At 59.8% G+C, this 26,745-nt stretch carries 24 protein-coding genes and 1 pseudogene; 8 read left to right on the forward strand and 17 right to left on the reverse strand.

Translation table 11 applies throughout. From position 1 onward, the window contains the following. Window positions 1–416 (reverse strand): tyrosine-type recombinase/integrase (locus HCU66_RS24590; RefSeq protein WP_205890996.1); only part of this gene is annotated, 416 nt, incomplete at its 3' end. Between the two features lie 301 nt (window positions 417–717). On the opposite strand from HCU66_RS24590, the gene HCU66_RS24595 reads away from it, so the two are divergent. Continuing rightward, window positions 718–1,290: a hypothetical protein gene (locus HCU66_RS24595; protein ID WP_205890997.1), complete on the forward strand. Its 573-nt coding sequence runs from the start codon at window positions 718–720 to the stop codon at window positions 1,288–1,290. Window positions 1,291–1,454: 164 nt separating this feature from the next. Here HCU66_RS24595 and HCU66_RS24600 read toward each other — a convergent pair whose 3' ends face one another. Next, window positions 1,455–2,732, reverse strand: coding sequence for a peptidase MATCAP family protein (locus HCU66_RS24600; RefSeq protein WP_205890998.1), 1,278 nt, complete (start codon window positions 2,730–2,732; stop codon window positions 1,455–1,457). Window positions 2,733–2,777: 45 nt separating this feature from the next. Next, window positions 2,778–3,611 carry a helix-turn-helix transcriptional regulator gene (locus HCU66_RS24605; protein WP_420908075.1) on the reverse strand — a complete coding sequence of 278 codons (834 nt, stop codon included), beginning with the start codon at window positions 3,609–3,611 and terminating at the stop codon, window positions 2,778–2,780. 105 nt (window positions 3,612–3,716) lie between these two features. On the opposite strand from HCU66_RS24605, the gene HCU66_RS24610 reads away from it, so the two are divergent. Together HCU66_RS24610 and HCU66_RS24615 are read left to right on the forward strand one after the other, a co-directional pair. Continuing rightward, window positions 3,717–4,673 (forward strand): threonine dehydratase, encoded by a 957-nt coding sequence (locus HCU66_RS24610; RefSeq protein WP_205891000.1) that lies wholly within the window; start codon window positions 3,717–3,719, stop codon window positions 4,671–4,673. A gap of 307 nt (window positions 4,674–4,980) precedes the next feature. Next, window positions 4,981–5,964: a GlxA family transcriptional regulator gene (locus HCU66_RS24615; RefSeq protein WP_205891018.1), complete on the forward strand. Its 984-nt coding sequence runs from the start codon at window positions 4,981–4,983 to the stop codon at window positions 5,962–5,964. Window positions 5,965–6,015: 51 nt separating this feature from the next. Here HCU66_RS24615 and HCU66_RS24620 read toward each other — a convergent pair whose 3' ends face one another. From HCU66_RS24620 to HCU66_RS24635, 4 genes are all read right to left on the reverse strand, one after another. Further along, on the reverse strand, window positions 6,016–7,275 hold the full coding sequence (locus HCU66_RS24620) for an MFS transporter (RefSeq protein WP_205891001.1): 1,260 nt from the start codon (window positions 7,273–7,275) through the stop codon (window positions 6,016–6,018). A 38-nt stretch (window positions 7,276–7,313) separates the two neighbouring features. Next, window positions 7,314–8,384, reverse strand: coding sequence for a sugar phosphate isomerase/epimerase family protein (locus tag HCU66_RS24625; protein WP_205891002.1), 1,071 nt, complete (start codon window positions 8,382–8,384; stop codon window positions 7,314–7,316). A gap of 112 nt (window positions 8,385–8,496) precedes the next feature. Then, window positions 8,497–10,005, reverse strand: coding sequence for a MocR-like pyridoxine biosynthesis transcription factor PdxR (gene pdxR, locus HCU66_RS24630; protein ID WP_205891003.1), 1,509 nt, complete (start codon window positions 10,003–10,005; stop codon window positions 8,497–8,499). A 264-nt stretch (window positions 10,006–10,269) separates the two neighbouring features. Further along, window positions 10,270–11,319, reverse strand: coding sequence for a substrate-binding domain-containing protein (locus tag HCU66_RS24635; protein WP_205891004.1), 1,050 nt, complete (start codon window positions 11,317–11,319; stop codon window positions 10,270–10,272). A 183-nt stretch (window positions 11,320–11,502) separates the two neighbouring features. On the opposite strand from HCU66_RS24635, the gene HCU66_RS24640 reads away from it, so the two are divergent. From HCU66_RS24640 to HCU66_RS24655, 4 genes are read left to right on the forward strand one after another with little or no spacing between them, the layout of a single operon-like run. Next, entirely contained in the window at window positions 11,503–12,615 is a 1,113-nt protein-coding gene (locus tag HCU66_RS24640) for a fatty acid desaturase family protein (RefSeq protein ID WP_205891005.1), read from the forward strand. 36 nt (window positions 12,616–12,651) lie between these two features. Beyond that, window positions 12,652–12,972: a MocE family 2Fe-2S type ferredoxin gene (locus HCU66_RS24645; protein WP_205891006.1), complete on the forward strand. Its 321-nt coding sequence runs from the start codon at window positions 12,652–12,654 to the stop codon at window positions 12,970–12,972. 18 nt (window positions 12,973–12,990) lie between these two features. Beyond that, entirely contained in the window at window positions 12,991–14,232 is a 1,242-nt protein-coding gene (locus HCU66_RS24650) for an NAD(P)/FAD-dependent oxidoreductase (protein ID WP_205891007.1), read from the forward strand. A gap of 1 nt (window position 14,233) precedes the next feature. Beyond that, the gene (locus tag HCU66_RS24655; RefSeq protein WP_205891008.1) at window positions 14,234–15,082 is read left to right on the forward strand and encodes a sugar phosphate isomerase/epimerase family protein; all 849 of its coding nucleotides are present in this window, start codon (window positions 14,234–14,236) and stop codon (window positions 15,080–15,082) included. A 25-nt stretch (window positions 15,083–15,107) separates the two neighbouring features. Here the strand turns inward: HCU66_RS24655 and HCU66_RS24660 are convergent, their stop codons facing one another. The 3 genes from HCU66_RS24660 to HCU66_RS24670 form a co-directional block, all read right to left on the reverse strand. After that, window positions 15,108–15,590: a cupin domain-containing protein gene (locus HCU66_RS24660; protein WP_205891009.1), complete on the reverse strand. Its 483-nt coding sequence runs from the start codon at window positions 15,588–15,590 to the stop codon at window positions 15,108–15,110. Window positions 15,591–15,920: 330 nt separating this feature from the next. Continuing rightward, entirely contained in the window at window positions 15,921–17,636 is a 1,716-nt protein-coding gene (locus HCU66_RS24665) for an amidase (RefSeq protein WP_205891010.1), read from the reverse strand. Window positions 17,637–17,790: 154 nt separating this feature from the next. Next, window positions 17,791–18,732: a LysR substrate-binding domain-containing protein gene (locus HCU66_RS24670; protein WP_205891011.1), complete on the reverse strand. Its 942-nt coding sequence runs from the start codon at window positions 18,730–18,732 to the stop codon at window positions 17,791–17,793. A gap of 154 nt (window positions 18,733–18,886) precedes the next feature. On the opposite strand from HCU66_RS24670, the gene HCU66_RS24675 reads away from it, so the two are divergent. Further along, the gene (locus HCU66_RS24675) at window positions 18,887–19,300 is read left to right on the forward strand and encodes a tautomerase family protein (protein ID WP_205891012.1); all 414 of its coding nucleotides are present in this window, start codon (window positions 18,887–18,889) and stop codon (window positions 19,298–19,300) included. A gap of 18 nt (window positions 19,301–19,318) precedes the next feature. On the opposite strand, the gene yghX is transcribed toward HCU66_RS24675, so the two are convergent. The 7 genes and pseudogenes from yghX to HCU66_RS27695 all read right to left on the reverse strand — a co-directional run. Further along, entirely contained in the window at window positions 19,319–20,209 is an 891-nt protein-coding gene (gene yghX, locus HCU66_RS24680; protein WP_205891013.1) for a YghX family hydrolase, read from the reverse strand. Window positions 20,210–20,337: 128 nt separating this feature from the next. Continuing rightward, the gene (locus tag HCU66_RS24685; protein ID WP_205891014.1) at window positions 20,338–21,903 is read right to left on the reverse strand and encodes an amino acid permease; all 1,566 of its coding nucleotides are present in this window, start codon (window positions 21,901–21,903) and stop codon (window positions 20,338–20,340) included. A 157-nt stretch (window positions 21,904–22,060) separates the two neighbouring features. Continuing rightward, window positions 22,061–23,221 carry an iron-containing alcohol dehydrogenase gene (locus HCU66_RS24690; protein ID WP_205891015.1) on the reverse strand — a complete coding sequence of 387 codons (1,161 nt, stop codon included), beginning with the start codon at window positions 23,219–23,221 and terminating at the stop codon, window positions 22,061–22,063. Between the two features lie 3 nt (window positions 23,222–23,224). Continuing rightward, window positions 23,225–24,616, reverse strand: coding sequence for an aldehyde dehydrogenase family protein (locus tag HCU66_RS24695; protein WP_205891016.1), 1,392 nt, complete (start codon window positions 24,614–24,616; stop codon window positions 23,225–23,227). 7 nt (window positions 24,617–24,623) lie between these two features. Beyond that, on the reverse strand, window positions 24,624–25,997 hold the full coding sequence (locus tag HCU66_RS24700; RefSeq protein ID WP_205891017.1) for a glutamine synthetase family protein: 1,374 nt from the start codon (window positions 25,995–25,997) through the stop codon (window positions 24,624–24,626). Between the two features lie 471 nt (window positions 25,998–26,468). Next, the gene (locus HCU66_RS27625; RefSeq protein WP_420908076.1) at window positions 26,469–26,621 is read right to left on the reverse strand and encodes a type II toxin-antitoxin system TacA family antitoxin; all 153 of its coding nucleotides are present in this window, start codon (window positions 26,619–26,621) and stop codon (window positions 26,469–26,471) included. A gap of 58 nt (window positions 26,622–26,679) precedes the next feature. Beyond that, window positions 26,680–26,745 (reverse strand): annotated as a pseudogene (locus HCU66_RS27695) (DUF6124 family protein); the annotation flags it as partial.

Raw genomic sequence — 26,745 nt, forward strand, 5'->3', positions numbered from 1 at the left:
GCTTTGACTATTCGAGCGTATTGCCTGGTGGAGAGATGATCTGAGTCATGCAATCGCGTCGGGAACAGAAAGTCCTCACTGCGAAGATGCGCCTGACGCATCCAGGCCTCCAGAACTGTTCGTGTTTGCTCAGTAATTTCAAACTGCACTGGATGTTGAGTTTTCTGCTGCATCACGATGGCCCGTGACGAAACATGCTCCCCATGCGCAATGTCACGTACTCGTAGCTTGGTTAAGTCACAGGCACGCAGCTTGCTGTCGATGGCCAAGTTGAAGAGAGCCAGATCCCGTGTCTTCTCCGCGAGCTGAAGCCTGACTCGAATAGCCCAGATATCTCTGACTCGAAGCGGGGCTTTCTGCCCTACAAGCTTTCCCTTGTTCCAAGGCTGATGGCGATGTAAAGCGATAGTGTTCATGGCTTGTCCTCCAGGTTGAGGAAGGACAAGGGTGGATCAGTCGCAATGCGTGGAGGTCGCTAGTCGACCCAAAGCTGTCAGTCGTAGAGTCGCTCTTGCAAGTTGCTCGCTTATTTTCGATGCCAACTCTCGATACGCGCAATAGTGCAATCCATGAGCTCTACAATTTGGCGAGCGGCAGGTCTTCGTCCCGACATGCGCGATAGTATTTTAATCTAAGCGTTTCTAATTTACCGGAATTTTCTTGTCTACACTCGCATTAGCATATCTCGATCACACAGGTATCAACTGAGGTTAGGTTATGTCCGATGACGGCTATGGACGCAGCAGGACAAGTATTTTTTTTCCAGTTTTCAGCATAGGGCAGGCAAAACTGGTGATTGTGTTGCTTCTCCTTTTACTGGTAATGGTCAGCGCCCTTGTGCCCGATACGGCTGAGGGGGGGTGGTTGCTGGTCCAGCAGATGATTTTGGTTTGTTACAAGGATATTGGGAGCATTAGTGAAGGCTCAAGGTATCCATTGGTAATAATGGTTAGTTTTTCTATGGCGATTATTTTGTCATGGGTTGCTGCTATTGTGATGTCATTGACTCGTCTTCACATGCATGCCTTACAACCTATTGAGAGTAAAAGCTATCTTGTAAGGGTTTTGAGCGTCGGGTTCATGCTAATGCTTTTGTTGGTCCCGCTGTTTCAAGTGTTGCCAAGTAGTGATCTACGTTACTCATATCATGTGCTTAAGACGATGTCGGGAAATCGATTATTGATAACTGGTGGGAGCGTTGCGTATTTTCTGCTCTCTTTGACGTTTTGGGTGTGGATTTTATTTGAGTTTTCTAACTTGCTGGGCCGGAGGTCGCCAACACGTAATTGAACTCTGTCATGGCCAAGCAGCAAGTCGCTGACCGTTTGCAGCCGATCGCAACTGGCTGCTTTTGGCCGAAATCAGTCAGTCACGAACGCCCGTTATCGGCCAGAAAGCACTCGCTCAGATACTTCCGTGAAACCAAAAAACGATTCAATTCGCAGGCACCGCGATCACATGGCGCTGGCATCGGTTTCGTGTTCGTCTGCAAATGCCATGAGCACCTCCAGATCGAGCACATCCAGCTTTATCCGGGAGATAAAAGCAGAGAAGGCCAGGTTGGCGGCGAGTAGGCGCAGATCGGAGGCCCAGGCCGGGAGGTGGATCGGTCCCTGGAGCCAGCCGGACTCGAAAAGTGGAGCCAAGCGCACGGTATCGCCCAGACTGAGGCGCCCCGCAAACAGATGACCCACCAATTCCGGCCGGTTGTCGCGGATCGCGATGCGCAGCAGGGTATGGACGCCGAGCAAACCGGTCAGGTAAGCGGCATCTTTGGTAAACGCCGAACCGCCATGCAGGTCAGCGCCGCGGAAAACCCGCTGGGTTGAGCGGAATGACTCCTCTTGCGACTGACCAGCAGCAAGAAATCCTTCGAATACCTGGATGAAATCGGCGCCATCCAGCGCTTGCTGGACCGCAAGCACGCGCAGGGCAAGGCGACGCAAGCGGTTGATGTCCATGCTGCCGGTGAACAGTTCTGCCAGGGTGGCAATGCCCTCCTGAGTCTGAGTCGTGCGTGGCGCTCCCAGGCCCAGGCTCTTGAGGTTGGGTTGGAGCGCGCCGTTTTGTGCCGTGGCGACGTGCACGAAGGCCTCGTGCTGCAATAACTGATTCTTGTCCAGATCCGAGAACAGAGCACCGGCGCGTAGGCGTATGCGGCTGGCCCCGGCGATGGCCTTGGCGGCCAGGGTCGGGTCGAGTATGACCGTGATCCGGCCCGCGCCGAAGAAGCGATCCAGTTCCGGCTGCATCCAGGCGGCGAAGGCCTCGGCCGGGATATCGGCCTGACTCGGTGGAATCCGGGTACCGCCCAGAAGGGCGTCGGTGGTCTTGAGGAAGAAATGGGCCGCGTCCAGCATGCTCAGTTTCTGGCTCGGATAATAGAAATCCGGACGTCGGTAAAGGGCTGACGAATATTGAGTAAAGGCGGGAGTGCCAATGGCACCCAGCATGCGTCCAGCCGTGGCATAACTACGGGCGGTCATGGCGAGGTAGTTCCCGGCCGGATGCCCCTCATCACAACGGTCAATAAAGGCTTCCAGGGCGGCGATGTCGGCGCTGTGCTCGCGTGGGCGCAATTGGACTCTGGGCAATTCTGCTTTCCCGCCACGCCAATGCGCCAGGAAGACTTCCTCGACTCCATCCGGCCAAGACAGGGCATCCAGCACGCGGATCTTGCGGACCAGACCGGGTAGAGCTGCATCGAGTTCAGACAGGGGGGCGGCGCTCATGGAGATCCCCTTGATAGGCAAGGTTCATTCGAAAAAGCTTAGTCGTTACCGAGGTATTGCGTTGTAACTGGCCAAGGGGGCCTGTCGTCGCAGCTGTACCGGACTTAATCCAAGGCGTTGCCTGAACGTGGTTGCCATGTGCGCCTGGGAGTTAAAACCGCAGGTGTGGGCGATCTCTGCCAGGCTTGCTGTCGAATCGCGTATCAGTGCGCGGGCCTTGGCGAGGCGCCGGTCGATCAGGTAACTGTGCGGGCTCTTGCCCGTCGCGTTTTTGAACGCCCGCATGAAATAGCCTTCGGACAATCCAAGTAGGCCCGCCATTGCCGGTATGCCCAGCGGCCCGTCGAGGCCGGCGTCCATGAACTCATCGAGCAGACGCATCCGGCTGCCGGTGATAGCGCCTTGGGGTGGAGCCGAAAATGCTTGATCGCCCGTCGCCCGTTCAGCCAATGCGAGTGCCCAGGCCTCCCAATCGTCCTCCACCGAGGCGTGCAACAACGCGCGGCGCATTCGCAGGGCGAGGGTAATGGCCTGCTGATCGATGCGATTGTTGAATGCACGATCCCCTGCCAACGCAATACCGTCGGTGCGCATTACCCGCAGGTATTCACCGCCCATGGGCGACTCGGACAGCACGTCACAGCCGGCGGGAACGAACGCCAGGCCATTGGGCATGGCATCGAAGGGCAGCACTCGGTCGCTGCCAATGGCATGAAGGCCTCGCTGACTATCGAAGGCAAAGCCAATCGCTGCCTGGGGCGCTACATACCGGGTCGCGTAGGCGGCGCCGGGCAGCAATTCAATCGCCCATGGCCCTGCCTCGACTCGACGAACCGGTTCGGGGCGGGGCGTTGGTTGATGGCGGCTTCGATGGCTCATGAGCACCATAGTAGTGAAGCGGGGGCACAAAAGTCAGGTCAGTTTTTTGAAAGCCTGCCTGATGCGCCCATGTCTAGACTGGGCAACACCTCAGGGAGACGACTCATGCACAGACTGACTCGCGACGATATCGAACAAGCTGCCCACCACGTTTATCAGGTCATGCCCGCTACCGCTCAATACCCTTGGCCCTTGTTGGCCGAGCGGTTGGGTTGCACTGTTTGGGTCAAGCACGAAAACCACACACCTACAGGTGCTTTCAAGGTGCGGGGTGGCATTACCTTCATGCACTGGCTAAAGCGCGAGCACCCGGACATCAAGGGTATTGTCACCGCCACCCGCGGCAACCATGGCCAGAGCCTGGCGCTGGCAGCCGGCGCGCAGGGCTTGAGGGCGCTGATTGTAGTGCCGCAGGGTAACTCGGTAGAAAAGAACAATGCCATGCGCGCCTTTGGCGGCGAAGTGGTCGAGTGTGGCCGCGATTTCGATGAAGCCCGTGAAGAGGCCGCGCGCCTGGCGCAAGCGCATGGCCTCTATCTGGTTCCGCCGTTTCATGCCGAGTCGGTCAAAGGCGTGGCCACTTATGCGCTGGAGCTGTTCAAGGCTGCGCCGGATCTGGATACGGTCTACGTGCCGATTGGCTGTGGGTCGGGCATTTGTGGGGTGATCGCCGCCCGCGACGCACTTGGCCTGAATACCCGGGTGGTGGGTGTGGTTTCCACTGAGGCTGAGGCCGCCAAGTTGTCGTTTGACGCAGGAGCAATATGCGAAACCGCCTCGGCGAATACCTTTGCTGACGGCCTTGCCGTGCGCAAGCCAATTGCTGAAGCCTTTGCCCTCTACGCGCAAGGTGCGCAGCGAATCGTATCGGTCAGTGAGGCGCAGATTGCCCAGGCTATGCGCGTGTATTACACCGATACCCACAATCTGGCTGAAGGGGCGGGGGCGGCGGCCCTTGCGGCGCTCATTCAGGAGCGTGAAGCAATGGCTGGAAGAAAGGTGGGTGTGATTCTGTCCGGGGGGAATGTGGACCGATCGGTGTATGCGAGCGTGATTGCGTGAAGTAAGTCGATGGAGTAAACGGTCAGCGCAAAATCTGAGCGCCTGACCTCTACCCTGGTGATGAAACGGGTCATTCAAGACCGTTCCCTTCCTCTGTGATTTGAAGCTGTTTTTTGGGTGATGCCGGATCGGGACAACACCATTTTTGTCGATGACAAAGACCCGCTTCGTCACGGCTTTCAACTGGCCTGATCGGTCGCATAATGGTGCTAGGGCTTTTTGCGCTTCTACCGTTAGCATTAGGCTTTATCTACGCAGTAACCGAGTGGGTCGAACATTGATCGAACGTCGCCAATTCAGCGGAGGCATGAAGGGGAAAAACCTTCGCTATCTGAATGAGAACCCTGATGAGCCTGCTCGAATGACCCGAGCAGGCTTTGTGCTGCTCGAGCATTTCTCGCTGCCTGCGTTCACTCAGGCACTGGACACCATTGTCACCGCGAATCTTCTACGACCCAGATTGTTCTCTTCGCGAACGTTCGGCTTGAACGACGGCGAGGTCATCAGCGATTTGGGCCTGGTCATCCGGCCGGATGCACGTCTGGATGCTTCAGCCATCCACGACCTGGATCTGCTGGTGATTTGCGGGGGCTACCGGACAGAGCTCAAGGCCAATGATGAGTTCATCAGCCTGTTGCGAATGGCGGCGGACCAGGGGGTCTGTCTGGCCGGGTTGTGGAATGGCGCATGGTTCCTCGGCAGCGCTGGCTTGCTCGATGGGTATCGTTGCGCCATTCACCCCGAACATCGTCCCGCACTCGCGGAAATCTCCAAGGCGACGCAGGTCACCAGTGAGCCCTACGTCATTGATCGCGACCGCCTCACCGCGTCCAGCCCCTCGGGGGCCTTCCATATGGCGCTGGACTGGATCAAGGGCCTGCACGATAAAGCCCTCGTCGAGGGGATCGAGGACATTCTGGCGTTCGAGGAGTCCCGCTACCGGCGCATCAAACCGGCGGAAAATATCTGTGTGAGCGCGCCCTTGCGCGAGGTGGTCAAGCTGATGGATGCCAACCTCGAAGAGCCGCTGGAGCTGGAGCAACTGGCGGTGTATGCCGGCCGTTCCCGGCGCCAGCTCGAGCGCTTGTTCAAGGAGCAACTGGGAACAACGCCGCAACGGTATTACATGGAACTGCGCATCACCGAAGCACGGCGATTGCTCCAGCACACAGAGTTGTCCCAGGTTGATGTGCTGGTTGCCTGTGGCTTTGTTTCACCCAGCCATTTCAGCAAGTGCTATAGCTCGTATTTCGGGTACAGACCTTCCAAGGAAAAGCGGCTCGTCAAATAAAGAAGAGGCCTGTGCAAGGCCTCTTCTCGATGACCAGAGCGATGTTCGGGTTTACGCTGCGCTAACCGCGCCGGTTGCCATGGTTTTTTTCTGCACGGCCTGATACAGCAAGCTGGACACCATGAACCCAAGAACGGCCAGCACACTCATCAAACTGAACACGTAGTTGTAACCTTGCTGGCCAGGGAAATGATCAAGGATCGCGCCATAGATAACGTAAGCGAACATGCCCGGCGCATAACCGATCAGGCAACCAATACCGAAGGCTGAGCCGGTGATGTGCTGAGGAATGCCGACTTCACCCATGGGCGCCCAGAACACGCCGCGCATGGAGAACACGATGAGGGCAAAGGACAGGGTAGCCGCCATGCCCGCGTAGATGAAGCTCGGGCTTTTCGGGATGAGCATGATCACGCCCATGAGCGGCAGCAAGGCCAGGAATGCCCATTTCAGATAGCGGCTGGTGCTCTTGAACTGCTTGTCGGCAATGAAGCCACCGGCGGGCCCACCCAGAATCTTGAGCAAGTACTGGTTGATGATGCCGTAGGCGCCCACCAGTGCTACAGGCAGCCCGTACATTTCCTTGAGGTAGGGAATGAAATAGGTCAGGCCGCAGTAGACGATGTAGACCATGAACACGTTGAGGCTGACCAGCCAGATCCCTGGCACCTTGATGGCTTCGAGCAGGTTCGACAGACCATTCTTCGGCTTGGCCGTCGCCTGCGCGCTGCCGCCCTTGAGCAGGAACCAGGTCAGGGATCCGGCCAAAATGTCGATGACCGAGTAGAAGAGGATCGCCGATTTCAGGCCGGCCTCACCGGAGCCCATGGCGACGAACACGCCCAGCGCAGAAAAGGCGACCAGGGTATCAATGACGCCACGCCCGCCTTCCAGAAGCCCGAACAACCGCCCCTGTTCCTGATCGTCCCCCAGGTTGCGGATGGCCTTGAGCAGCGAAGGCCAGAAGATGCAATCGGCGCAGACGGCCAACAGACTGAAGACGATCAGCAGATTGCTGAAGGGTGGAAAAGTCGCAAGATAGAGCCCCAGGCTACCGGTACCGATCAGGCCGATGGGAATCAGTTTGCGCGTGTCGTAGCGATCGGCGAGCAGGCCGCCGACGACAAACAGCGCGGTGGCGATGATGGCGTTGGCGCTCAGCAGCACGCCGATTTCAGTATGGGTCAATCCCATGAATTCTTGCATGGGTATGTAGAAGGCATCCTTGAGGTTCGCCAGCTTGTAGATGGTGCCACCACCGAGGATGAGAATCAGGAATCGGAGCCATTTGGCCTTGTCACGAGTTGTCATTATTGTTCTCCAGGCGTAATCGAGTAGTCACGTCAGATTCAGGCGTTTGCGCGGTGGGCCAGGGTCAACTCGGCCAGGGTTCGGAACTCGGCCAGCAGGCTTCGGACATAAGCGACCTGGTTGTTTGCCCAACGGTGTTCATCGGCCAGCATTCGCTCCAGCGAGTAGCCGTCTGGCAACGGCGTTTCACTCATTTCGCGGTACGCAATAAAAGGGTCGGCAGCTTCATCGGTCTGGCGGAACGCCGGGGCGACGTAGTGATTTTCCTGCTCAAGAATGAACGCGATCACTTGCGGGGTTGATTCGCCGAGCATCAACAGTTCGAACAACATGCGTGCGTTGGGCAGGTCGTCTTCGTCGCAGCCCTGCAGCACGCCGTAATGGCCGAAGCCGTTTTGCTCAGGGACGATGCGCACACCCTTGAGATGGGTCTGGCGAATGTGTGGCGCCAGGGTTCGCAACGCCTGCAAGGGTTGCTCGCAAGCGTTGATCATGTTGCCGAAGTCGAACAAGGCATGCAGCCGTGGGTGGTTGAGCCGGTTCAGCAGATGCGCGATCTCGCCGCTTTTGAGTTCTTCGTGCTGCTCGAAGTCGAAGAACAGGTCATGTTCGTCGGCCTGCTGCGCAAGGTAATGCAGGTCTGACTCGATCACGTCCATGACCCGGGACAGCGTCCCTTCATAGCGTGAGTAAACGCGGATGTTGCGGATGCCCAGCGCCTTGGCAATGCAGATCACTTGATCGACATCTTTTTTCAGCGTGCTGCTGATTTCCAGGTGCACATCCAGTTCCAGTGCCTTGGCCTTGTCGGCAAACGCCTGCAGCTGTGTGGGTGTCATTTGGCTCAGGCTGTTTTCCTCGCCGTCGAGCAAGTGCAGGCTCAGGCCCTGCAACTCGTGGCGATAGGTGAAGTCCAGCAGGTCGGCAGGCGTGACACGGCCATGGGTGAGGTTGGTCAGCAAGGGGTAGGCATGAGCAAACAGGCGCAGTTGGCCGAGGCGTTCGAGCAGCTGTCGGGCCAGCGGCTCAGTCAGCGGGGGAGGCGCCCCGGCCCCGACGGCCTTGTGGCTCAGCAAGGCATTGAATCGTTCTTGGATATTATTGTTCATTCGAGTCGTTCCTGGTTCAGACACCGGGTCTACCGGCGCAGCCTTTATCGCGCCAGACAGGAACTCTCGATAGATCCATTATCAGTTAAATCATAAGACCACTTGCCTCGCTTCAAGTGGCCGGCTGCAGGTAGCCCATTTCGCGCAAGGCCTGGGCCAATGCTTCGACGCGCTCTTGGGCCTGGTTCTCTGGGGTGCCGGCAAAACCGATCAACAGCGCAGGTGGCAGGACATGCTCGAGGCAGTAGTCGCTCAGGGCATAGGTATGAATATTGTGCCGGGCCAGTGCCTTGGCGATGGCGTCGTCATCGAGCTCCGGTGGCAGCCAGGCGATCAAATGCATGCCGGCCTCCACCGGGGTGATCGTGAAGAAACCACCCAGCTGTTGCTGCAGTTGCTCGACCAGGGCTTGCTGACGTGCCTGGTACAGCGTGCGCAGGCGGCGGATATGCCCCAGAAAGTGGCCTTCGCACATGAAGTCTGCCGTCACCGCCTGGAGCAGCGTAGGCGGGCTGCGATCCATGACCGCCCGCAGGGTGCAGAAGGGTTCGATCAGGGAATGTGGCAGTATCACGTAACCCAGTCGTAGCGAGGGAAAGAGGACTTTGCTGAACGTCCCGACGTAAATCACTCGAGCCCACTGGTCCATGGCATAGAGCGCGGGAAGCAGGCGCCCGCTGTAGCGAAACTCGCTGTCGCAGTCGTCCTCGATGATCCAGCTTTGGTGGTGCGCGGCCCAGTCAATGAGCGCCTGGCGCCGCGCATAACTCATGGTGATGCCCAAGGGATGCTGGCGAGAAGGCGTGGTAAATACCAGGCGGGCGTCCGGGCACTGGGCCAGACCTTGCTGGATATCGATCCCCTGGTCGTCGATGCGCAACGGCACCACTTGAGCGCCCTGGGCCTGCAGCGCGATGCGCGCCGCGATATGCCCAGGATCTTCCATCCACACGGGGTCCTGCGGGTTGAGCAACAGCATGCCCAGCAGATTGAACGCTTGCTGGGCACCGGAAACGATGACCACCTGCTCGGCACTGCAATCGATGCCGCGGGCATCAAACACGTATTCGGCGATCGCCGTGCGCAAGGCCTGCAACCCCTGCAGTTCGCCATAGCCGAGCATGGCCTTGGTCGGCTTGTGCAGGTGGCGATTCATCAGACGCTTCCAGACAGGTTGCGGGAACGCGTCGTAAGTGCTGTGGCTGGGCAGGAACGAGGTGGGGCTCCCGGGGGCCCAGTCGGCATAGGAAACCCCCTGAAAATGATGGCTGCGCAGTGACAACACAGACTGGCTCAGGTCGGACAGCCGGGGCGGCTGGCGCTGCGATTCATCGTCGGCGATACCGCGACTTTCCCATTCGGTGCCGACATAGGTACCGGCCCCGGTGCGCGAGGCCAGGAAACCTTCGGCGATCAGCTGATCAAAGGCATTGAGGATGGTGATCCGCGACAGCGACAACTCTTTGCTCAAGGTCCGGGTTGACGGCAGGCGAACGCCTCCTTGAATCCTTCCACTGAGAATCTGTTTGCGAATTTGCAAATAGAGTTGGCGATACAAAGGTATTGAGTTGGCACGGTCCAGCTCAATACCCGACAGCAGCAAACCTGCGGGGGATTTCATTACATGCTCGTCTGGATGGAATGTGGCTGATCCGGGAACACCGTCAGGCATCGAGAGATGCAAGGGTATCCAGAGGCACTCGATAAGTCATCCACCGCTCGATCGGCAAGCCGTCAAACGCCGAGGCAACATCCGCCTGGTCGCCCGGCAACTGAACGTATCTCGTGGCGGGCTGTACAACAAGATGAATCGGATCGGGCTGAGTGCCGATGCTTTTCGTGCGAGCACCGACCTCTGACGGGCAGCAGGATCAGTGTTTCACTGTCAGCCTCGAGCGTTCTCCGAGGTGATTATCTGCAACGGAATATGCACCCGATGCCGGAGCGGATCGAAGTCCGGTGCGGTCTGCAACTCGACCAGTAAATCGATCAACGCCGCCGCCAGCAATCGCGGCTGGGAGTCGATGACCAGGTCGATCAACCCTTGATCCAGGGCTTGTCGCGACAGCTCGGTCGACTCCTGCAGGATGCAACACAACGACGGCCGTTTCGGCAGCTGTGACAGGGCCCGGATGATGCCGTCGCCGCCACCGCCGACCACGCACAGCCCCCGCAAATCGGCATGGCGCGCGATGAGTTCCAGCGTCGCCTCTTCAGTGACGTCACAGTTGTCCAGGTTGATTACCGCTTCAAGCAGTCGCAACCCCGGTGCGCGCTCCGCCAGGTAACTTCGCAGCCCCTCGACCCGAGCCTGATGGCCGAGAAAACGATGGCCGCCGAGCAGCACGCCGACGCTGCCTTTGCGTGCACCGCAGGTGTGAGCCAGCAGCCAGCCCATGGTGCGCCCGACCTCATGATTATCCTGACCGATGTAAGGTTCTTCTGCCGCCTCATGGATGTCTGACAGCAGGGCGATCACCGGAACGCCTGCGGCTCTGATCTGTGCGATGGCGGCATTGATCAGCGGGTGAGCGAAGCTGACCACCGCCAGGCCATCGCACTGCACCGCCAGTTGTTCGATCTGGGCAATGATCGCGCCGGGTGTGCGATCGAAGACGTATTCGAACTGGCAGCTCAGATTGGCGCCGACCTGACGCTGCGCTGCCTCGGTGATGGCGGCGGCAACGTTGGCATAGAACGCCTGGGCAGTTCCGAGCAACAGGATGCCGAAACGATAGCTGGGGCGACGTTCGCGAATCCGCTGACCGATCAGCCGGGCGGCGAAATAACCGACGGCTTCGGCGGCCTGGAACACCTGCTCGGCGGTGGCCGGGCTGACCGGAGCTCGGGCGTTGAGCACCCGGTCCACGGTGGCGACACTCAAGCGAGCGTGCTCGGCAACGGTGGCGATGGTGGGGCGTTTTTTGTTGTTCATGGTAGGCCCTTGAGTCGCTTTGATAGAAAACTATCAAGCTGCAATGGGCCTGGATGATAGCTTGATAGGGAATGTATTCAAGGGATTGAGGGGGGTTTGTGCGCTCTCTATATTTTCTCCAGCGATGCCATCCCGCATCGAAAGCAAGTGCTTAAAACCATCAAGCTTGCGGAGAACAATAAAATGCCCGAACACAACGCAGCCTTTGCAAAAACCGATAAACCCGTGCCGAGGGATTATCGATTGACCGGCCCCGAAGCCGCCCGAGCGGCGCAAAAAGGTCTGGCGTCGGCAACGTGGTACCAATCCCCCATCTCCCGTAAACGCATGAAAGAATTGATGCAGCGCCGCGATGGCCCGGCCTTGCGTGATACCGCAATCTGGCTGTCGGCGATGGCTGTGACCGGCTTCGGCGGCTACTGGTTCTGGGGTTCCTGGGCCTGCGTTCCGTTCTTCTTCGTCTATGGGCTGCTCTACGGCACCGCGTCCAATGCCCGTTGGCACGAAACGGGTCACGGTACGGCGTTCAAGACCCGCTGGATGAATGATGCGGTCTATCAGCTGTCGAGCTTCATGTTCATGTTCGAACCCCAGGTCTGGCGCTGGAGTCATGCACGGCATCACACCGACACCATTATCGTCGGTCGCGATCCGGAAATCGTCGAGCCGCGTCCACCGAGTCTGATCATGATGGTGCTGAGCCTGTTCAGAATGCCTTACGCGTTGAAGACGATGGGGTCAGTTTGCCGGCATGCAGTCGGGCGAATGGGTGAAGAAGAGCAGACGTTCATCCCCGAATCCGAATGGCCAAAAGTGGTGAGGGACGCACGCGTCTGGCTGGTCATCTATGGGCTTACCGTGGGCACTGCGCTGTTTCTGCAGAGCTGGTTGCCGCTGATGTTGATCGGTCTTCCGACCCTCTATGGCGGTTGGTTATCCTACCTGTTCGGTCTTTCGCAGCATGTCGGCCTGGCGGAAGATGTTCTCGATCACCGCAGCAACTGCCGCACGATTTACATGAACCCGGTGCTGCGTTTTCTGTACCTCGACATGAACTATCACCTGGAACATCACATGTATCCGATGGTGCCGTTTCATGCGCTGGCGCAGCTTCACGAAGAAATTCGTCAAGACTGCCCGCCGCCTTACGGCAGCCTGTTCGAGGCCTTCAAGGAAATCATCCCGACTATCTGGAAGCAGCGCAAAGACCCGACGCACTTCGTCTGTCGTCCTTTGCCACAACGCGCAGCGCCAGCCGCCGACGTCCGGGCAGAACCTGAAGTAACGCCGGCCTGACACCTTCCTGTCTGTACCACTACCAGAGAAAACACCATGACCGATCAATGGATCGATGTCTGTGCCGTGGGCGATATCGATGATGAAGATGTCATCCGTTTTGACCATGGCCCGCACACCTATGCCGTCTACCGCTCCGCCAACAGCGAGTTTTTCGCCACCGCGGGCCTGTGCACCCACGAGTCCATTCACCTCGCCGATGGCCTGGTGATGGAGCACGTCATCGAGTGCCCCAAGCACAACGGGCGCTTCGACTACCGCTCCGGCAAAGCCCTCGGTGCACCGGTGTGCGTCAACCTCAAGACCTATGAAGTCCGGGTCGAGGCGGGGCGTGTGTTGCTCGCCATCACGGTTTAACTGCACGGAGTCTGTGCCATGAGTCCTGCCAATGCTCCACTGGTCATCGTTGGTGCCGGGCATGCCGGTGGCCGCGCGGCCCTGACCTTGCGCGGTGAAGGTTACAGCGGTCGCCTGATCCTGATAGGCGACGAGTTTCACCCGCCCTATGAACGTCCGCCGCTGTCCAAAGGGTTGCTGCAGGGCACGGTCGATCTGGGGGGCTACAGCCTGTGCGATAGCGCTCGGCTCGCTGAGCTGGACATCGAGCACCTGGCTGGTAACCCGGTAAAAGGCCTGGACCCGCAGCAGCATCGTCTGCAATTAGCCGACGGCAGCTGGCTGCATTACGCGCGGCTGTTGCTGGCGACGGGAGGGCGCTCGCGCAAGCTTGCCTGTGTGCCCGAGCATCTGGGCAATGTGCTTTATCTGCGCACCCATGACGAGGCGTTGGCACTGCGCACTTCGTTGCAGCCCAACACTCGGCTGGTGATCATCGGTGGCGGCTTCATCGGCCTCGAAGTCGCGGCAACTGCCCGAGCCTTGGGTTGCACAGTGACCTTGCTCGAAGCCGGGTCGCGTCTGGCGGGACGGGTGTTGCCGCAGCGGCTGTCCAGCGTTCTGTTGGAACTGCATCGCAGCCAAGGTGTGGACGTGCGGTTGAACGTGGCCATTGAGGCGGTGCAGGGCACCACTCATGTTGAGTCCGTGCAACTGGTCGACGGCCAATTGCTGCCTTGTGACTTGGTGGTGGTGGGCATCGGTATGCAACCCAATACGGAGTTGGCCATGGCCGCCGGGCTTGAGGTCGGCCAGGGCATCCGTGTCGATGCGCAACTGCGCACCAGTGCGCCGGACATCTTTGCGGCGGGGGATGTCTGTGAATTTCGGTTGCAGCCGCAAGGGGTTTTCCAGCGTCAGGAAACCTGGCGCAACGCCGAGACCCAAGGTCGCCACGCCGCCCTGAATCTATTGGGCGGCGAGTTGCCCTTCGACGTCATTCCCGGTTTCTGGTCCGACCAGTACAACTGGGGATTGCGGACCGTGGGTGTGATCGCAAGGACAGAACCCACGGCGAGCCGGACAACCCCCGGTGGCGGTTTCCTGTTGTTCTATCTCGATGACGAACAGCGTCTGCAAGGCGCTTGCGGCTGGGGCCAGGGCAATAGCATCGCCAAGGACATCAAGTTATGCGAACGGCTGATCGCTTCCCATAACGCCCTTTCGGTAGAGGCTCTGGCCGACGCCGAAATCTCGCTCAAACAACTGCTGAGGAACTGACATGCGCGAATTCCTGGTCTTCCAGTCCCTTTGGGCCATGCAAGATCACCGCGGCCAATGCGAGCTTTCCCTGGAAGCGCAGCTGGAGAAAATCGCCGCCGCCGGGTTCGACGGAATCACTGACCATTTCTGGGTGGCGAACCATGCCGCACGCTTGCACGCTGCCGCCAAGGCTCAGGGCCTGCAAATCGAAGGTCAGGTGTTTCCCCGCACCGTGGATGATCTGGCGGCAGCGATCGATGTCGCGTCCCGCTACGGCTGCCACCACCTCACGCTGCAAGCCGACGTCAGGCCGCGCACGCTGGCGCAAGCCATCAAGTTGATCGAGGGGTGGCAGCGACTGGCCGAGCAGGTGGACTTTCCCATCCTGCTGGAAACCCACCGTTATCGCCTCACCAGCGACCTGTTGTTCACCCTCGACATTCTCGCTGAAATGCCCGATCTCAAACTGTTGGCCGACTTGTCCCACTATGTCGTGGGTCGCGAACTGCCAGAGCCGGCCGTAGCCGAAGACGACGAACAGATCCAGACCATTCTGCGCAATAGTTGGGGGTTTCATGGTCGTGTCGCCAACAGCGAACAGGTTCAGGTGCCCTTGAGTTTCGTCCAGCATCAACCCTGGCTAGAGCGTTTCCTGGGCTGGTGGCGCTATGGGATCGAGGACTGGCTGGTCCGACCGAACACGCCCACCAGCCTGTCTTTCACCTGTGAACTCGGCCCGCCACCCTATGCCATCACCGAGGCTGACGGACGCGACATCACCGATCGCTGGGCCGAGGCGTTGATGCTTAAGGATCTGATGCGTGAGGTCTGGAGTGACTGTCAGAGGCGATCTCGCGATGGCCTCTGATTGAGACAGCGGCATATCAGGGGCACTACATTTTGCTCTTTCTGGGATCATCCGCCGGGTTGAGGTAGGTGATCCCCCAAGGCCCCGTGCCGTGGAGTTGGAGCACGGTTTCCTGTTCTCGACTGGCGCCGTACATCGGCGTGCCGACTGGAATGATCAGAGTGTCACCTGGTCGATAGGCCTTGGCCTGTGCTGCATCGAAGGTGTCGCCGGTGGCGAAGTAGAAGGTGCCGGAGATAACGGTGACGCGTTCGGTCACAGGATGGGTATGCACGCCGATTTTTGTATTGGCTGGCAGCTTCAGACGCAGGGTGAAGGGCTCGGCGGCTTTCAGGTCACCTTCAATCACCGCAATCATTGCGCCGGGCCCCACCGCCGGCGCGGGTGTCCATTTGAGTTCGGATGGGGTGGCTGCAATGAAACCCGCTTCCCCAGCCAAGGCGGCAGGGGACAGGGAGGTTGCGCTGAGCAAGGCTAGCAAAGCAGCGGCAACTTTGTGGGTGCTCATCATGGTTTCCTCGTGTCTGGGACCAACGCGATCGAGTTATATAAGATGACGGTAGCTGAATGGTGGAGCGTGGATATATCCATTGTGAACCAGCGCTATAACGCGCAGCTATGGATCGTGGGCTGGCCCGGGTTGCGGGCTCAGTGGGTTCTGAGCGGCTATATAAGCGTTTTCAGGTCGATATCCTCGGCCATCGCCGGTGCTTCCCGTGACCGAGGAGGATGCGTGCTCCAAGAAACGGCGACTCACGACAAAGGGCAGGAAGCCCCTGCCGTTGCCCTGCAAGCCCTTCGACTCGGTACAGCGCCGCGGCGAAGCCTGCGATCTTTTCTATTTTTTGCCAGCCGACAACGCCGGGGTGCGAGGCGGGATCAAGCGTTTCGTCCCCGTCGACTCAAACGCCGAAGCCAGGCGAAGCAGCGTCGAATCATCATAGGCACGGCCGGCAAATGTCAGCCCGACGGGCATGCCGATGTCTGGCATGACACCCATCGGCACCGTGACCGTTGGAACGCCCAGGTGGCGGATGGCGAGATTGCCGTTGGCGACCCATACCCCGTTACTCCACGCGATATCCGCAGACGCCGGATCGACATCGGCATTCGCCGGCCCGACGTCGGCTACCGTCGGGAAGATCACCGCGTCGAGTCCCAGCCGATCCATCCAGTCTTCCAGGTCGATCCGGCGCGTCTGTTCCAGCCCGCGCAATCCATCAGGCAGCGTGTCGATCTGGTCCCACGGTGTAATGCCGCGTTCGGCCATCCGCACATATTCGTCCATGCCCGCGGCAAGGTCGCCTTCGCGGTTGGGTAGCGTCCCCGGATCGTGGGGAAAAATCAGCGGCCCGTTCACGTCGACCAGGCGATGCAGTTTTGGATCACCGTTGGCCTGCAGAAAATCGTCGAACGCCCATGCTGTCAGATCCCACAACTCATGGTGCAGGAACTCTTTGGACACCAGGCCCCGGTTAAACACCGTCGGTGCGCCAGGACGATCGCCCTCGCAATTGGAAACCAGCGGGAAATCGACCTCGAGCACTTCAGCGCCGGCTGCTTCGAGTGCCTTGCGAGCCGCCTCCCAAAGCCCGATCACGGAGGGGCGGGTGTTGATGCGCTGGCCCGTCGGACCGCCGATGCCAGGCGCATCGCTGGTGCCCGCGTCGGGATCGGCGTTGATGTACATGCGAGGCACGCCGAAACGCTTTCCTGCGAGCGCATCGCTTTTCGCGGCCAGCGACCCATAGGAAGCGGGACGCACCGAGGCGACACTCGGAATCGGCACCCAGGGTTGCATCCGCCACAGATCGCCGCGTGTGTCGGGATCATCGGCCACCACCACGTCGAGCACTTCGAGCAGGTCCGCCATTGTCCGGGCAAACGGCACGACCACGTCCATCGTCGGGGTCAACGGCCAGTTGCCGCGCACCGAAATCACCCCGCGCGAAGGCGTATAGGCGCACAGGCCATTGTTCGAGGCAGGGCCACGTCCGCTCGACCAGGTTTCTTCCGCCAGGCCGAATGCCGAGAAACTGGCGGCGGTTGCCGTACCGGCGCCGTTCGATGAGCCCGATGCGAAAGGGGCGGTGAGGTAGTCGGCGTTGTACGGGCTCTCGGCCCGGCCATACACCCCGCGCTGCATGCCGCCGTTGGCCATGGGCGGCATATTGGTCTTGCCCAGGCAGATCGCCCCGGCGGCGCGAAGCCGTTCGATGGTGAACGCATCGCGATAAGCAATCAGGTTGGCGAAGGCGGGGCTTCCAGAGGCGGCGGTCAGCCCCTTCACCAGATAACTGTCCTTGGCCGTATATGGGATGCCATCGAGCGGGCCCAGCGTTTCGCCCTTGGCTCGACGGGCATCGGACGCCTGCGCTTCCTTGAGCGCATCGGGGTTGCGAACCACCACCGCGTTGAGGGCGGTGGGCGTGTCGGGGCCGTCGTAGGCGTCGATCCGGGCGAGATAGGCCTGGACCAGCTCAACCGCCGTGGTCTGGCCCGATTCGAGCGCAGCACGCAGCTCGGCGATGGAAACTTCGGTGACCTCGATCATGCTGTTACCACCGGCTGCTGATGGGGAGCGCGGCGAATGTTTCCATCGCACTGGACTTTGGGCTCAGAGACATCATTGCTCTCCAAATGGGGGTTCATATCGGTTCTCGTTGCACTGCATTACGCGACAGTATCGGAGAACTCATGGCCCTCTGTCATTCGCCGAGCACCTCTGCGCTTTGAAACGGATTAGGCGGCTGACCGTAGAGAGCGCCCGGGAAACTGTCCTGTTCGGCCTGGCATGCCAGCCAGGTGCAGAACAGGTCCAGCTTCTTGTTGGGTTCCGGACTTCGCTTGGCAATATAGGCGTAGTGACTTTGGTGGAAACCGAACGGTGCCAGTAAACGGCCAAGACGAATGTCGTCGGCCACCAGATGCCACGGAGCGACACAAATCCCCAGGCCGGCAATCGCCGCCTCCAAGGTGAAATAGTAGTGCTCAAACTCCGTGCCGGCCGGCGCGGTAGCCTGATATCCAATCGCATCACTCCAGTTGGTCCAGGCATCCGGACGCGTTTTTGTATGGAGCAGCGGATGCAAGAAAATGGAATCCAATCCAGTGAGTTGGATACGCGCGGATAACGCGGGTGACAACACGATGCCCAGCCTTTCAGGAAACAGCAGGAGGGTATTCTTTTGACCCTCAGCGGCCCCTTGCTCGGCAGTGATCATCACGTCATAGCGGTCTCGGTCCGGATCGGTGGCGTGGACAAAGGAATTCAAGCGAATCTTGATATCAGGGTACTTCGCATTGAAATCGAAAAGACGGGGTATCAACCACTTGACCGTAAACGTGCTGAAGCAAGACACGTCCAGAATACCCGTCGCGGTATCTCTGATTCGGCCTACAGCGGCCTCGATCCGATCCAGCGCAGCCGTCAACTCCGGCAGGAGTTCTTTCCCGGCAGCGGTGAGCTGCGGTTTGTTTTTCGGACCCTCGAACAGTTCCACCCCCAGACTCAGCTCTAACTGGCGTACCTGGCGACTCACGGCTCCGGGCGTGACAGAAAGCTCATCGGCGGCAGACGTCATTTTGCCCAGCCGGGCAGCGGCCTCGAAAGAGCGGAGTGCATTCAATGGGGGGAGACGACGTTTCATCAAGTGACTTTAACTCAATTACTTCGGGCGCATAAATCGATTTCCAAGCCCATCCCGGTTTTGCAGAATCCCCCCGCTGTCCGCATGCCTGGTGACCTGTCCCGGATTGCCGGCGTGGTACGCACCTATCCAAAATAAATTGAGAGAGTCTCACATGCCATTCGTTCGAACAGCCGTCATCAAAGGCACTGACCCGCAGCAACGCCAGCGCATCGTCGACGGCATACACCAAGCGCTGGTGGATAGCATTGGCATGCCCCAGGATGAACTGTTCAATCTGGTGGTGGACTACGATCCGGAACAATTTTTTTACAGCCGTACCTTTAATGGCGTTGCGCGTTCCGACCATTTGATCGTGATTGAAATAACGATGCGTAGAGGTCGCAGCGACGCGATGAAGCGGGAGCTGTACAAAAAAATTGCGGACAATCTTGGCGCTCAAGCACAGGTTCGCCCGCAAGACCTTTTCATCTTCATGCATGAAAATGACTATTCAGACTGGTCAGTGGGCTCGGGCAAGTTTGCAATGGAGTTAGTGCAACAGCCCGGTAATACCTCTGGCGTGTAAGTCAGCTAACGCGAGGCCTCACTCCACCAGGTATCGCCGAAACCAGGTCAGTGTCCTGTCCCAGGCCAGCCTGGCGGCGGCGTCATCGTATCGAGGCGTGGAGTCGTTATGGAAACCATGGTTAACGCCGGGGTAGATGTGGGCTTCATACGTCTTGCCCGCCGCTTTCAGGGCCTGCTCAAAGGCGGGCCACCCTTCATTGATGCGCGTATCCAGTTCGGCGTAGTGGAGCAGCAGAGGCGCCTTGATGCGGGGGACGTCTTCAACCTTTGGCTGACGGCCGTAAAAGGGCACGGCAGCCGCCAGCTCCGGATAGGCCACGGCGGCGGCATTGGCGACCCCGCCGCCATAACAGAAGCCGGTGATGCCGACTTTGCCGGTGGTGGCGTCATCTTTCATCAGCCACTCGATGGCGGCGAAAAAGTCATTCATGAGCTTTTCAGGATCGACGGTCAGCTGCAGTTCCCGGCCTTTGTCATCGTTGCCGGGATAGCCGCCCACCGATGTCAGGCCATCAGGGGCGAGTGCGATGAACCCGGCTTTGGCGACGCGCCGGGCGACATCCTCGATGTAAGGGTTGAGCCCACGGTTTTCATGCACGACCACCACCGCCGGGACCTTGCCTGTGGTTTTCGCAGGGCGCACCCGATAACCACGAACCTGCCCGTGGCCCTTGGACGAGGGGTAGGTGATGTACTCGGCGATGATGTCCGGGTCGGTAAATGGCACCTGTTCGGCCAGCGCATAATTCGGGCTCAGGGCGGCGAGCAGGGCAGAGGCGGTCAAGCCACCCAGGGTGAACAGCGCGGCACGATCAAGAAATTCCCGACGGTTGATCTGGCCGTGGGCGTAGTAGTCGTAGAGTTCGAGCAGCTCAGGGGGGAAGTCTTTTGCCGTGAGACGGTCCATCTGCGTGCTTCCTGTTGGTTGATTCTGGCGCAATCCTGCAGGAGCGGGCTTGCCCGCGAAAGCGGTGTGTCAGGCAACATCAATGTTGACTGTGCCGCCGTCTTCGCGGGTAAGCCCGCTCCTACAGGTCAGCTTCCCGCCTGTTTATTCAACGCCTCTTCGACAGCCGCGATTTCCGCCTGACGCTTGATGATCATGTCGCCCACGGGTGGGCCCTGGAAGCGTCGTTTTTCGAAGGTGAACCAGATGATGGCCGTCAGAATCAGAAAACCGATGGTGATGTACAGCGCCCAATCGTTCGGCGGCTGGATACCGATAGCGAAGATCAGCACCATTGAGAGGATCGAGAGGATGGCGAACAACGAGAACAACCCGCGTCCCATGTTCCACGGTCCCATGGTCGGCCACTTCGAGGTTCCGTAGGTAAACAGGCCCAGCACGATGGGGATGATGAACGAGAAGAACAGGAAGATCACCGTGCAGGAGACCACAATCGTGTACACCGGCGTTTCGCCGATCGACACCAGCGACGATCCCCACACAAACAATACCGCGAGGGTGGCGCCGGTCCAGATCGCGGCCACCGGGCTGCGATGGCTCGGCGAGACCGTGGCCAGCGCCTTCGAGAAGGGCAGGCCGCCGTCACGGGAAAACGCGAAGATCATGCGCGAGACCGAGGTCACGGTCGCCAGCCCGCAGAGGAACTGCGAGATGAAAATCGCCACGTAAAGCGTCATTTTGATCACCGGGTTTACCTGGGTGTCCATTGCCCAGAAAAACACATTCCAGCCCTGCTTGGCGGCCTCGTCCATGCTCGGCAACATCAGTACAAACGAGCAGAGCATGACCCAGCCGAACACCAACGACCAGGCCACCGACGTGACCATCCCGATCGGCACCGACACGGCCGCCTTGTGGGTCTCTTCAGACGTATGCGCGGAGGCGTCATAGCCGGTGATGGTGTAGATCGGCAAGAGCAGGCCGAGCATGAAAACCCAGCCGTCCGACACGTGTGGCCAGACGTTGCCGCCGGCTGCGCCGGAGTAGTTGCTGAAGGTCACCAGACGGACGAACTCATAGCTGGGGGCGGCGACCAGGCAGACGATGGTCAATGCGGTTGCGGTGACGAAGATCAAATAGCCCGAGAAGTCGGTGAGCTTGGCGGTCAGGCCGATGCCGAAGTGGTTACACAAGGCCTGGATGCCGGTCAGGATCGCCAGGAAAACGATCCGTGTGGTGATCGTGTCTTCCATGCCCAGGGCCGGTCCGAAGGCTCCGAAAAAGAAGTAATAGGTACCGACGTTGATCGCGCCGAGCACCGTGATCAGCCCCAGCAGGTTGAACCAGGCCGTCAGCCAGCCAGTGAAGCGGTTACCGAGAATCGAACCCCAGTGATAGAGGCCGCCCGCGGTGGGGTAGGCCGAGGAGATCTGGGCCATGGCCAACGCGAAAACCCCGGAGATCAGGCAGCCCAGTGGCCAGCCGATGCCGATGGCCGCGCCGCCTGCACCCGAAGTGCCCTGTGCCAGCGAGTTGATGCCACCCGAGAGGATGCAGATGATCGAAAAGGAAATGGCGAAGTTGGAGAAAACGCCCATGCGTCGCGAGAGTTGCTGGGCATAGCCCATGTTGTGCAACACCTTGAGGTCGTCGTCTTGTGGCGCGGTGGCGCCGGGTTGGCTTACTGGACGCATAATGTGTGCCCTTGTCAGGTTTCGATACATAGCCATCCGCGTTGTGCATTGCCGAATGGACCTGTCTTCAACCCCCTGTCGTACTGCTCCTGCCTCTAATGGAAAAAGTCCTGTCCATGCTGCGTGTTCAAACCATTGCCATGGACGGACAACGGCTCTAAAGACGGCCGTGATAAGCGGCTTCGAAAATTTCTGCCGCGCCATTTCGTGTCAATGGCAGCGGATTACCGCCGGCGCAGGGGTCGACAATCGCCATGTCGGCGATCAGGTCGGCCTGCTGATCATCCACCCCCAACTCCATCAGCGTATGCGGTACGCCGATGTCCTTGCGCAGCTTGAGGACGAAGGCTAGAAAACTGTCGAACCCAGGGGAGGGCAGACGCAGATAAGCCGCCAGACGCGTGATGCGTTCCTCGATAACCGGGCGATTGAACTTCAGCACATAGGGCATGAACGTCGCATTGGTCATGCCGTGATGGGTGTCGTACAGGGCACCCACTGGATGCGAAAGGGCGTGCATTCCTCCCAGACCTTTCTGGAACGCGGTGGCGCCCATCGCCGCCGCCGCCAGCATTTGCGCGCGTGCGTCGAGGTCGGAAGGGGTGCGTACCGCCCGCACCAGGGCATTGGCCACCAGGCGCATGCCCTCCACCGCGATACCTTCGGCCATGGGATGAAAGCCGGGGGCGCAGTAGGATTCCAGGCAATGGGAAAACGCATCCATGCCGGTGCCGGCGGTGACCTTGGCCGGCATGCCGACGGTAAGGGCCGGGTCGCTGATGACCACCTTCGGCATCATCTTCGGGTGGAAAATGATGCGTTTGGTGTGCGTATGCTCGTCGATGATCACCGCCGCGCGGCCCACCTCGGAACCGGTGCCTGCGGTGGTCGGCACCGCGATGACCGGGGCGATGCTGCTTTCATCGGCGCGTGTCCAGTAGTCGCCTATGTCTTCGAAATCCCACACCGGTCGGGTCTGGCCGCTCATGAACGCGATGAGCTTGCCCATGTCAAGGCCGCTGCCACCGCCGAAGGCGACCACGCCGTCATGGTTGCCGGCGCGCCAGGCGTCGAGCCCACCCGCGAGGTTGGCTTCAACCGGGTTGGGTTTGAGGTCGCAAAACAGCGCGACACCAAGGCCAGCGGCGCGCAAGGATTCCAGCGCCGCCGTGGTGATCGGCGCGCGCGCCAGGCCGCTGTCGGTGACCAGCAACGGTCGCTGGATCCCTTGGCTGCGGCAGACCTCGGCCAGTTCGGCGATGCGGCCGACACCAAAGCGGATGCTCGTGGGGTAGTTCCAGTTCGCGGTCAGGCTCATGGCTCAGATCTCGTGGCGCAAGTGGAAAGATTTGGCCCGGGTCAGGTGTTCATAGCCAAGGCGTGACAACGTGACACCGCGCCCGCTGTTCTTCACCCCGGTCCAGGCCAGGGCCGGGTCCAGGTAATCGCAGCGGTTCATGAACACGGTGCCGGTGGCGATTTCGTTGCCGATGCGTTCGGCGGCGGCCAGGTCTTGCGTCCAGATCGAGGCGCTGAGCCCGAACTCACTGTCGTTCATCAAGGCGATGGCTTCGTCGTCGCTGGCCACCGGCATGATGCCCACCACCGGGCCGAAGCTTTCCTCGCGCATCACCGCCATTTGATGGGTGACGTCCACCAATACCTGCGGCGCCAGGTAGGCGCTGCCCGGCGCGTCGGCGGCAAAGCCCTTTGGATCGATCAACGCCCTGGCCCCTTGCGCCAGTGCATCGGCAATCTGCCGGCGAACGAATTCAGCGGCGCTCGGTGTGACCAGCGGGCCGAGCGTCGTGGCTTCGTCCAGCGGATTGCCCAGCACGTATTGGCGGGTCAGGGCGGCGAAGCGCTCGACAAAGACCGGGTAAATGTTCTTATCGACATAGATACGCTCGACCGCGCAGCAGCTCTGCCCGGAATTGAAGAAGCTGCCGTCCACCAGGTTTTCCACGGCATGCTCCAGGTTGGCGTCTGCCCGGACATAGGCCGGGTCTTTGCCGCCAAGCTCCAGCCCCACGCTGAGGAACCCTCCGACGGCTGCGTGTTCCATGGCCTCGCCGCCGCCGACAGAACCGGTGAAGTTCACCTGCTGCACCCGTCCAGAGGTAATGATCGCCGCGGCGTAGACATGACTGAGCAGCAGGTTCTGGAACAGTCCTTCGGGCAACTGGGCGCGGCGAAAGGCTTCGGCGAAACGCTCGCCCACCAGCAGCGTTTGCGTGGCGTGTTTGAGGATCACGCTGTTGCCCGCCATCAGCGCCGGGATGATCGTATTCACTGCCGTCAGGTAGGGGTAATTCCACGGCGCGACGACCAGCACCGTACCCAGCGGCTCGCGCTTGATGTACCGCCGAAAACCATCGACAGGCGCGGGCTCCAGCGCTGCCAACGCTTCAGGCGCAATGGCGATCATGTGCCGGGCACGCTCTTCGAAGCCGCGCAGCTCGCCGGCGCCGAAGCGTACCGGGCGGCCCATCTGCCAGGCCAGCTCCGGCACGATCTCGTCCTTCATCGCCAGCATCGCGTCCACGGCAGCACTGCAAAACGCGGCGCGTTCGCTCAGCGGCCGGCGTTTCCATTGCGCCTGGGCGGTTTCGGCGGCGATCAGGGCTTGCTCGATCTGCGCCGCATCGGCACGGCGGCGTTCGGCATAGACCCGGCCATCGACCGGGGAGATGAGTTGAACGATCTCAGTCATGGCGTGCTCAATAGCGCTCGAAGCCGCGCTGCAGTTCCCAGTCGGTTATCCGCCGGTCGTACTCTTTCTGTTCCCAGTCGGCGGTGTGCACGTAGTGGTCGATCACCTCATCGCCGAACGCTTCGCGCAACATGCTCGACGCCTTGAGGGCGGCGCAGGCCTCGCGCAGGGTTTTCGACACTTCAGGCAAATGCTCATCGACGTAGGCATCGCCCTCGAACGGCGGCGCGAGCTCGAGCTTCTCGTCGATCCCGGCCAGGCCCGCGGCAATCAACGCAGCGAACGCCAGATAGGGGTTGAGGTCGGCACCGCCGATGCGGCATTCGATGCGAATGGCCTTGCTGCCTTCGGCGCACAACCGAAAGCCCGCAGTGCGATTGTCCCGGCTCCAGACTGCCCGTGTCGGTGCGAAGGTGCCGGCCTGAAAGCGCTTGTACGAATTGATGTAGGGCGCGAGAAAACAGGTGACGTCGTTGGCGTATTTGAGCTGCCCGGCCACCCACGAGCGCATCAGTTTCGACATGCCGAACTCGGCCTTGGGGTCGAAGAACAGCGATTTTTTGCCATTCTTGTCCCACAGCGAATTGTGGATATGGCTGCTGGAACCGGCGGCGTCATAGCGCCACTTGGCCATGAACGTGATCGCCTTGCCTTGCAGTTGCGCGATCTCTTTGCAGGCGTGCTTGATGATGACGTGATGGTCGGCCATGGTCATGGCATCGGCATAACGAATGTTGATCTCTTCCTGCCCCGGCCCCCATTCACCCTTGGAGTTCTCCACGGGAATGCCGGATGCCTGCAGGTGTTTACGAATCGCCCGCAGCACCGGCTCCTCGCGGGTGGTCTGCAGGATGTTGTAATCCTCGATGTAATGGCCGGCGGTCTTGGGCTGGTGGTAGTTGCGCTCGTGGATTGCCTGGTAGCTCTCGTCGAACAGATAGAACTCCAGCTCAGAGGCGAACATGCCGGTATAGCCGCGCTCGCGCAGGCGCTCGACCTGCTTTTTCAGGATCGCTCGCGGGCTGTGGGGCAGGTCCTTTCTGTGGTGATGATCGAGCACATCGCACAGCACCAGCGCCGTGCATTCCAGCCAGGGCACGCGACGCAGCGTAGACATGTCGGGTTTGAGCACAAAGTCGCCATAGCCTTTGCTCCAACTGGCCGCGGCGTATCCCGGCACCGGTTCCATGTCGATGTCGTCGGCCAGCAGGTAATTGCAGCAGTGGGTTTCTTCATGGCCGCTGTCGATGAAAAACTCGACCTGGAATCGCTTGCCGACCAATCGCCCCTGCATATCGACCATGCACACCAGCACGGTATCGATTTCGCCGGAGGCCGCGGCACGCTTGAGTGCATCGAAGCTGAGGAGGGGCTCGGTCATCGCGTCAGTCCTGCATGAAGGGTCTGGACCAGTCTGAGATAGCTGTTGCAGACGCTCTCCAGAAAAAACCAAAAACCTGCAGACGCGAGCATCGTGAGCAACGTGCTGCTCAAAGCTTAGCCTACTGTTGTTATGTGCAAGTTTCGGTGATCGGAGACTGATGAATCGAAGTGGATAGCGCGGGCTACTGACCCGCTTGACAGGGGGAAAGTGAGCCAGTCGCGACGCATTCTTTGTAGCAGCTGCCGAAGGCTGCGTTCGGCTGTAGCAGCTGTCGAGCTTGCGAGGCTGCGTTCGGCTGCGAAGCAGTCGTCAAACCAGAAATTGCGGTACCTCAGGCAGACCGCGTCAGCCGGACTCACGACTGCTTCGCAGCCGAACGCAGCCTTCGGCAGCTGCTACAGATCGCAGTATTGGCCTGTTTGGCGGCGGTTAGCTCCACCGCTTTNGTATTGGCCTGTTTGGCGGCGGTTAGCTCCACCGCTTTGGACGTTTGAGCAGTTGGTGAAGACATTCATTGCCTTGGGCCGGGTTGGCTTCAATAGCCTGTTCGAATGCGTCAAATGCAACGTCGTCGATAAGAAGCAGTCGCTTATCCAGAATCACTTCTTCTGATGACATCATTATGTTTTCCCAATCTGGTGTGGCGAGGAGCAAATCCCCTCGCCACCGGTTGCGTTAGTTATTCCTTCGGTTCGACGTGATCCAGTGCCTGGTTCACCGCCAGTTCACCGAGCATGACCACTTG

Origin of the sequence: Pseudomonas frederiksbergensis, from assembly GCF_017114915.1 — a bacterium.
GTDB classification, from domain to species: Bacteria; Pseudomonadota; Gammaproteobacteria; order Pseudomonadales; family Pseudomonadaceae; genus Aquipseudomonas; species Aquipseudomonas frederiksbergensis_I.

Excerpts from the sequence above, each read along its gene's own strand:
- HCU66_RS24595 (WP_205890997.1), top strand. The coding sequence starts at position 718 with ATGTCCGATGACGGCTATGGACGCAGCAGGACAAGTATTTTTTTTCCA.
- HCU66_RS24600 (WP_205890998.1), bottom strand. The coding sequence starts at position 2,732 with ATGAGCGCCGCCCCCCTGTCTGAACTCGATGCAGCTCTACCCGGTCTG.
- HCU66_RS24605 (WP_420908075.1), bottom strand. The coding sequence starts at position 3,611 with ATGAGCCATCGAAGCCGCCATCAACCAACGCCCCGCCCCGAACCGGTT.
- HCU66_RS24610 (WP_205891000.1), top strand. The coding sequence starts at position 3,717 with ATGCACAGACTGACTCGCGACGATATCGAACAAGCTGCCCACCACGTT.
- HCU66_RS24615 (WP_205891018.1), top strand. The coding sequence starts at position 4,981 with ATGAAGGGGAAAAACCTTCGCTATCTGAATGAGAACCCTGATGAGCCT.
- HCU66_RS24620 (WP_205891001.1), bottom strand. The coding sequence starts at position 7,275 with ATGACAACTCGTGACAAGGCCAAATGGCTCCGATTCCTGATTCTCATC.
- HCU66_RS24625 (WP_205891002.1), bottom strand. The coding sequence starts at position 8,384 with ATGAACAATAATATCCAAGAACGATTCAATGCCTTGCTGAGCCACAAG.
- pdxR (WP_205891003.1), bottom strand. The coding sequence starts at position 10,005 with ATGAAATCCCCCGCAGGTTTGCTGCTGTCGGGTATTGAGCTGGACCGT.
- HCU66_RS24635 (WP_205891004.1), bottom strand. The coding sequence starts at position 11,319 with ATGAACAACAAAAAACGCCCCACCATCGCCACCGTTGCCGAGCACGCT.
- HCU66_RS24640 (WP_205891005.1), top strand. The coding sequence starts at position 11,503 with ATGCCCGAACACAACGCAGCCTTTGCAAAAACCGATAAACCCGTGCCG.
- HCU66_RS24645 (WP_205891006.1), top strand. The coding sequence starts at position 12,652 with ATGACCGATCAATGGATCGATGTCTGTGCCGTGGGCGATATCGATGAT.
- HCU66_RS24650 (WP_205891007.1), top strand. The coding sequence starts at position 12,991 with ATGAGTCCTGCCAATGCTCCACTGGTCATCGTTGGTGCCGGGCATGCC.
- HCU66_RS24655 (WP_205891008.1), top strand. The coding sequence starts at position 14,234 with ATGCGCGAATTCCTGGTCTTCCAGTCCCTTTGGGCCATGCAAGATCAC.
- HCU66_RS24660 (WP_205891009.1), bottom strand. The coding sequence starts at position 15,590 with ATGAGCACCCACAAAGTTGCCGCTGCTTTGCTAGCCTTGCTCAGCGCA.
- HCU66_RS24665 (WP_205891010.1), bottom strand. The coding sequence starts at position 17,636 with ATGATCGAGGTCACCGAAGTTTCCATCGCCGAGCTGCGTGCTGCGCTC.
- HCU66_RS24670 (WP_205891011.1), bottom strand. The coding sequence starts at position 18,732 with ATGAAACGTCGTCTCCCCCCATTGAATGCACTCCGCTCTTTCGAGGCC.
- HCU66_RS24675 (WP_205891012.1), top strand. The coding sequence starts at position 18,887 with ATGCCATTCGTTCGAACAGCCGTCATCAAAGGCACTGACCCGCAGCAA.
- yghX (WP_205891013.1), bottom strand. The coding sequence starts at position 20,209 with ATGGACCGTCTCACGGCAAAAGACTTCCCCCCTGAGCTGCTCGAACTC.
- HCU66_RS24685 (WP_205891014.1), bottom strand. The coding sequence starts at position 21,903 with ATGCGTCCAGTAAGCCAACCCGGCGCCACCGCGCCACAAGACGACGAC.
- HCU66_RS24690 (WP_205891015.1), bottom strand. The coding sequence starts at position 23,221 with ATGAGCCTGACCGCGAACTGGAACTACCCCACGAGCATCCGCTTTGGT.
- HCU66_RS24695 (WP_205891016.1), bottom strand. The coding sequence starts at position 24,616 with ATGACTGAGATCGTTCAACTCATCTCCCCGGTCGATGGCCGGGTCTAT.
- HCU66_RS24700 (WP_205891017.1), bottom strand. The coding sequence starts at position 25,997 with ATGACCGAGCCCCTCCTCAGCTTCGATGCACTCAAGCGTGCCGCGGCC.
- HCU66_RS27625 (WP_420908076.1), bottom strand. The coding sequence starts at position 26,621 with ATGATGTCATCAGAAGAAGTGATTCTGGATAAGCGACTGCTTCTTATC.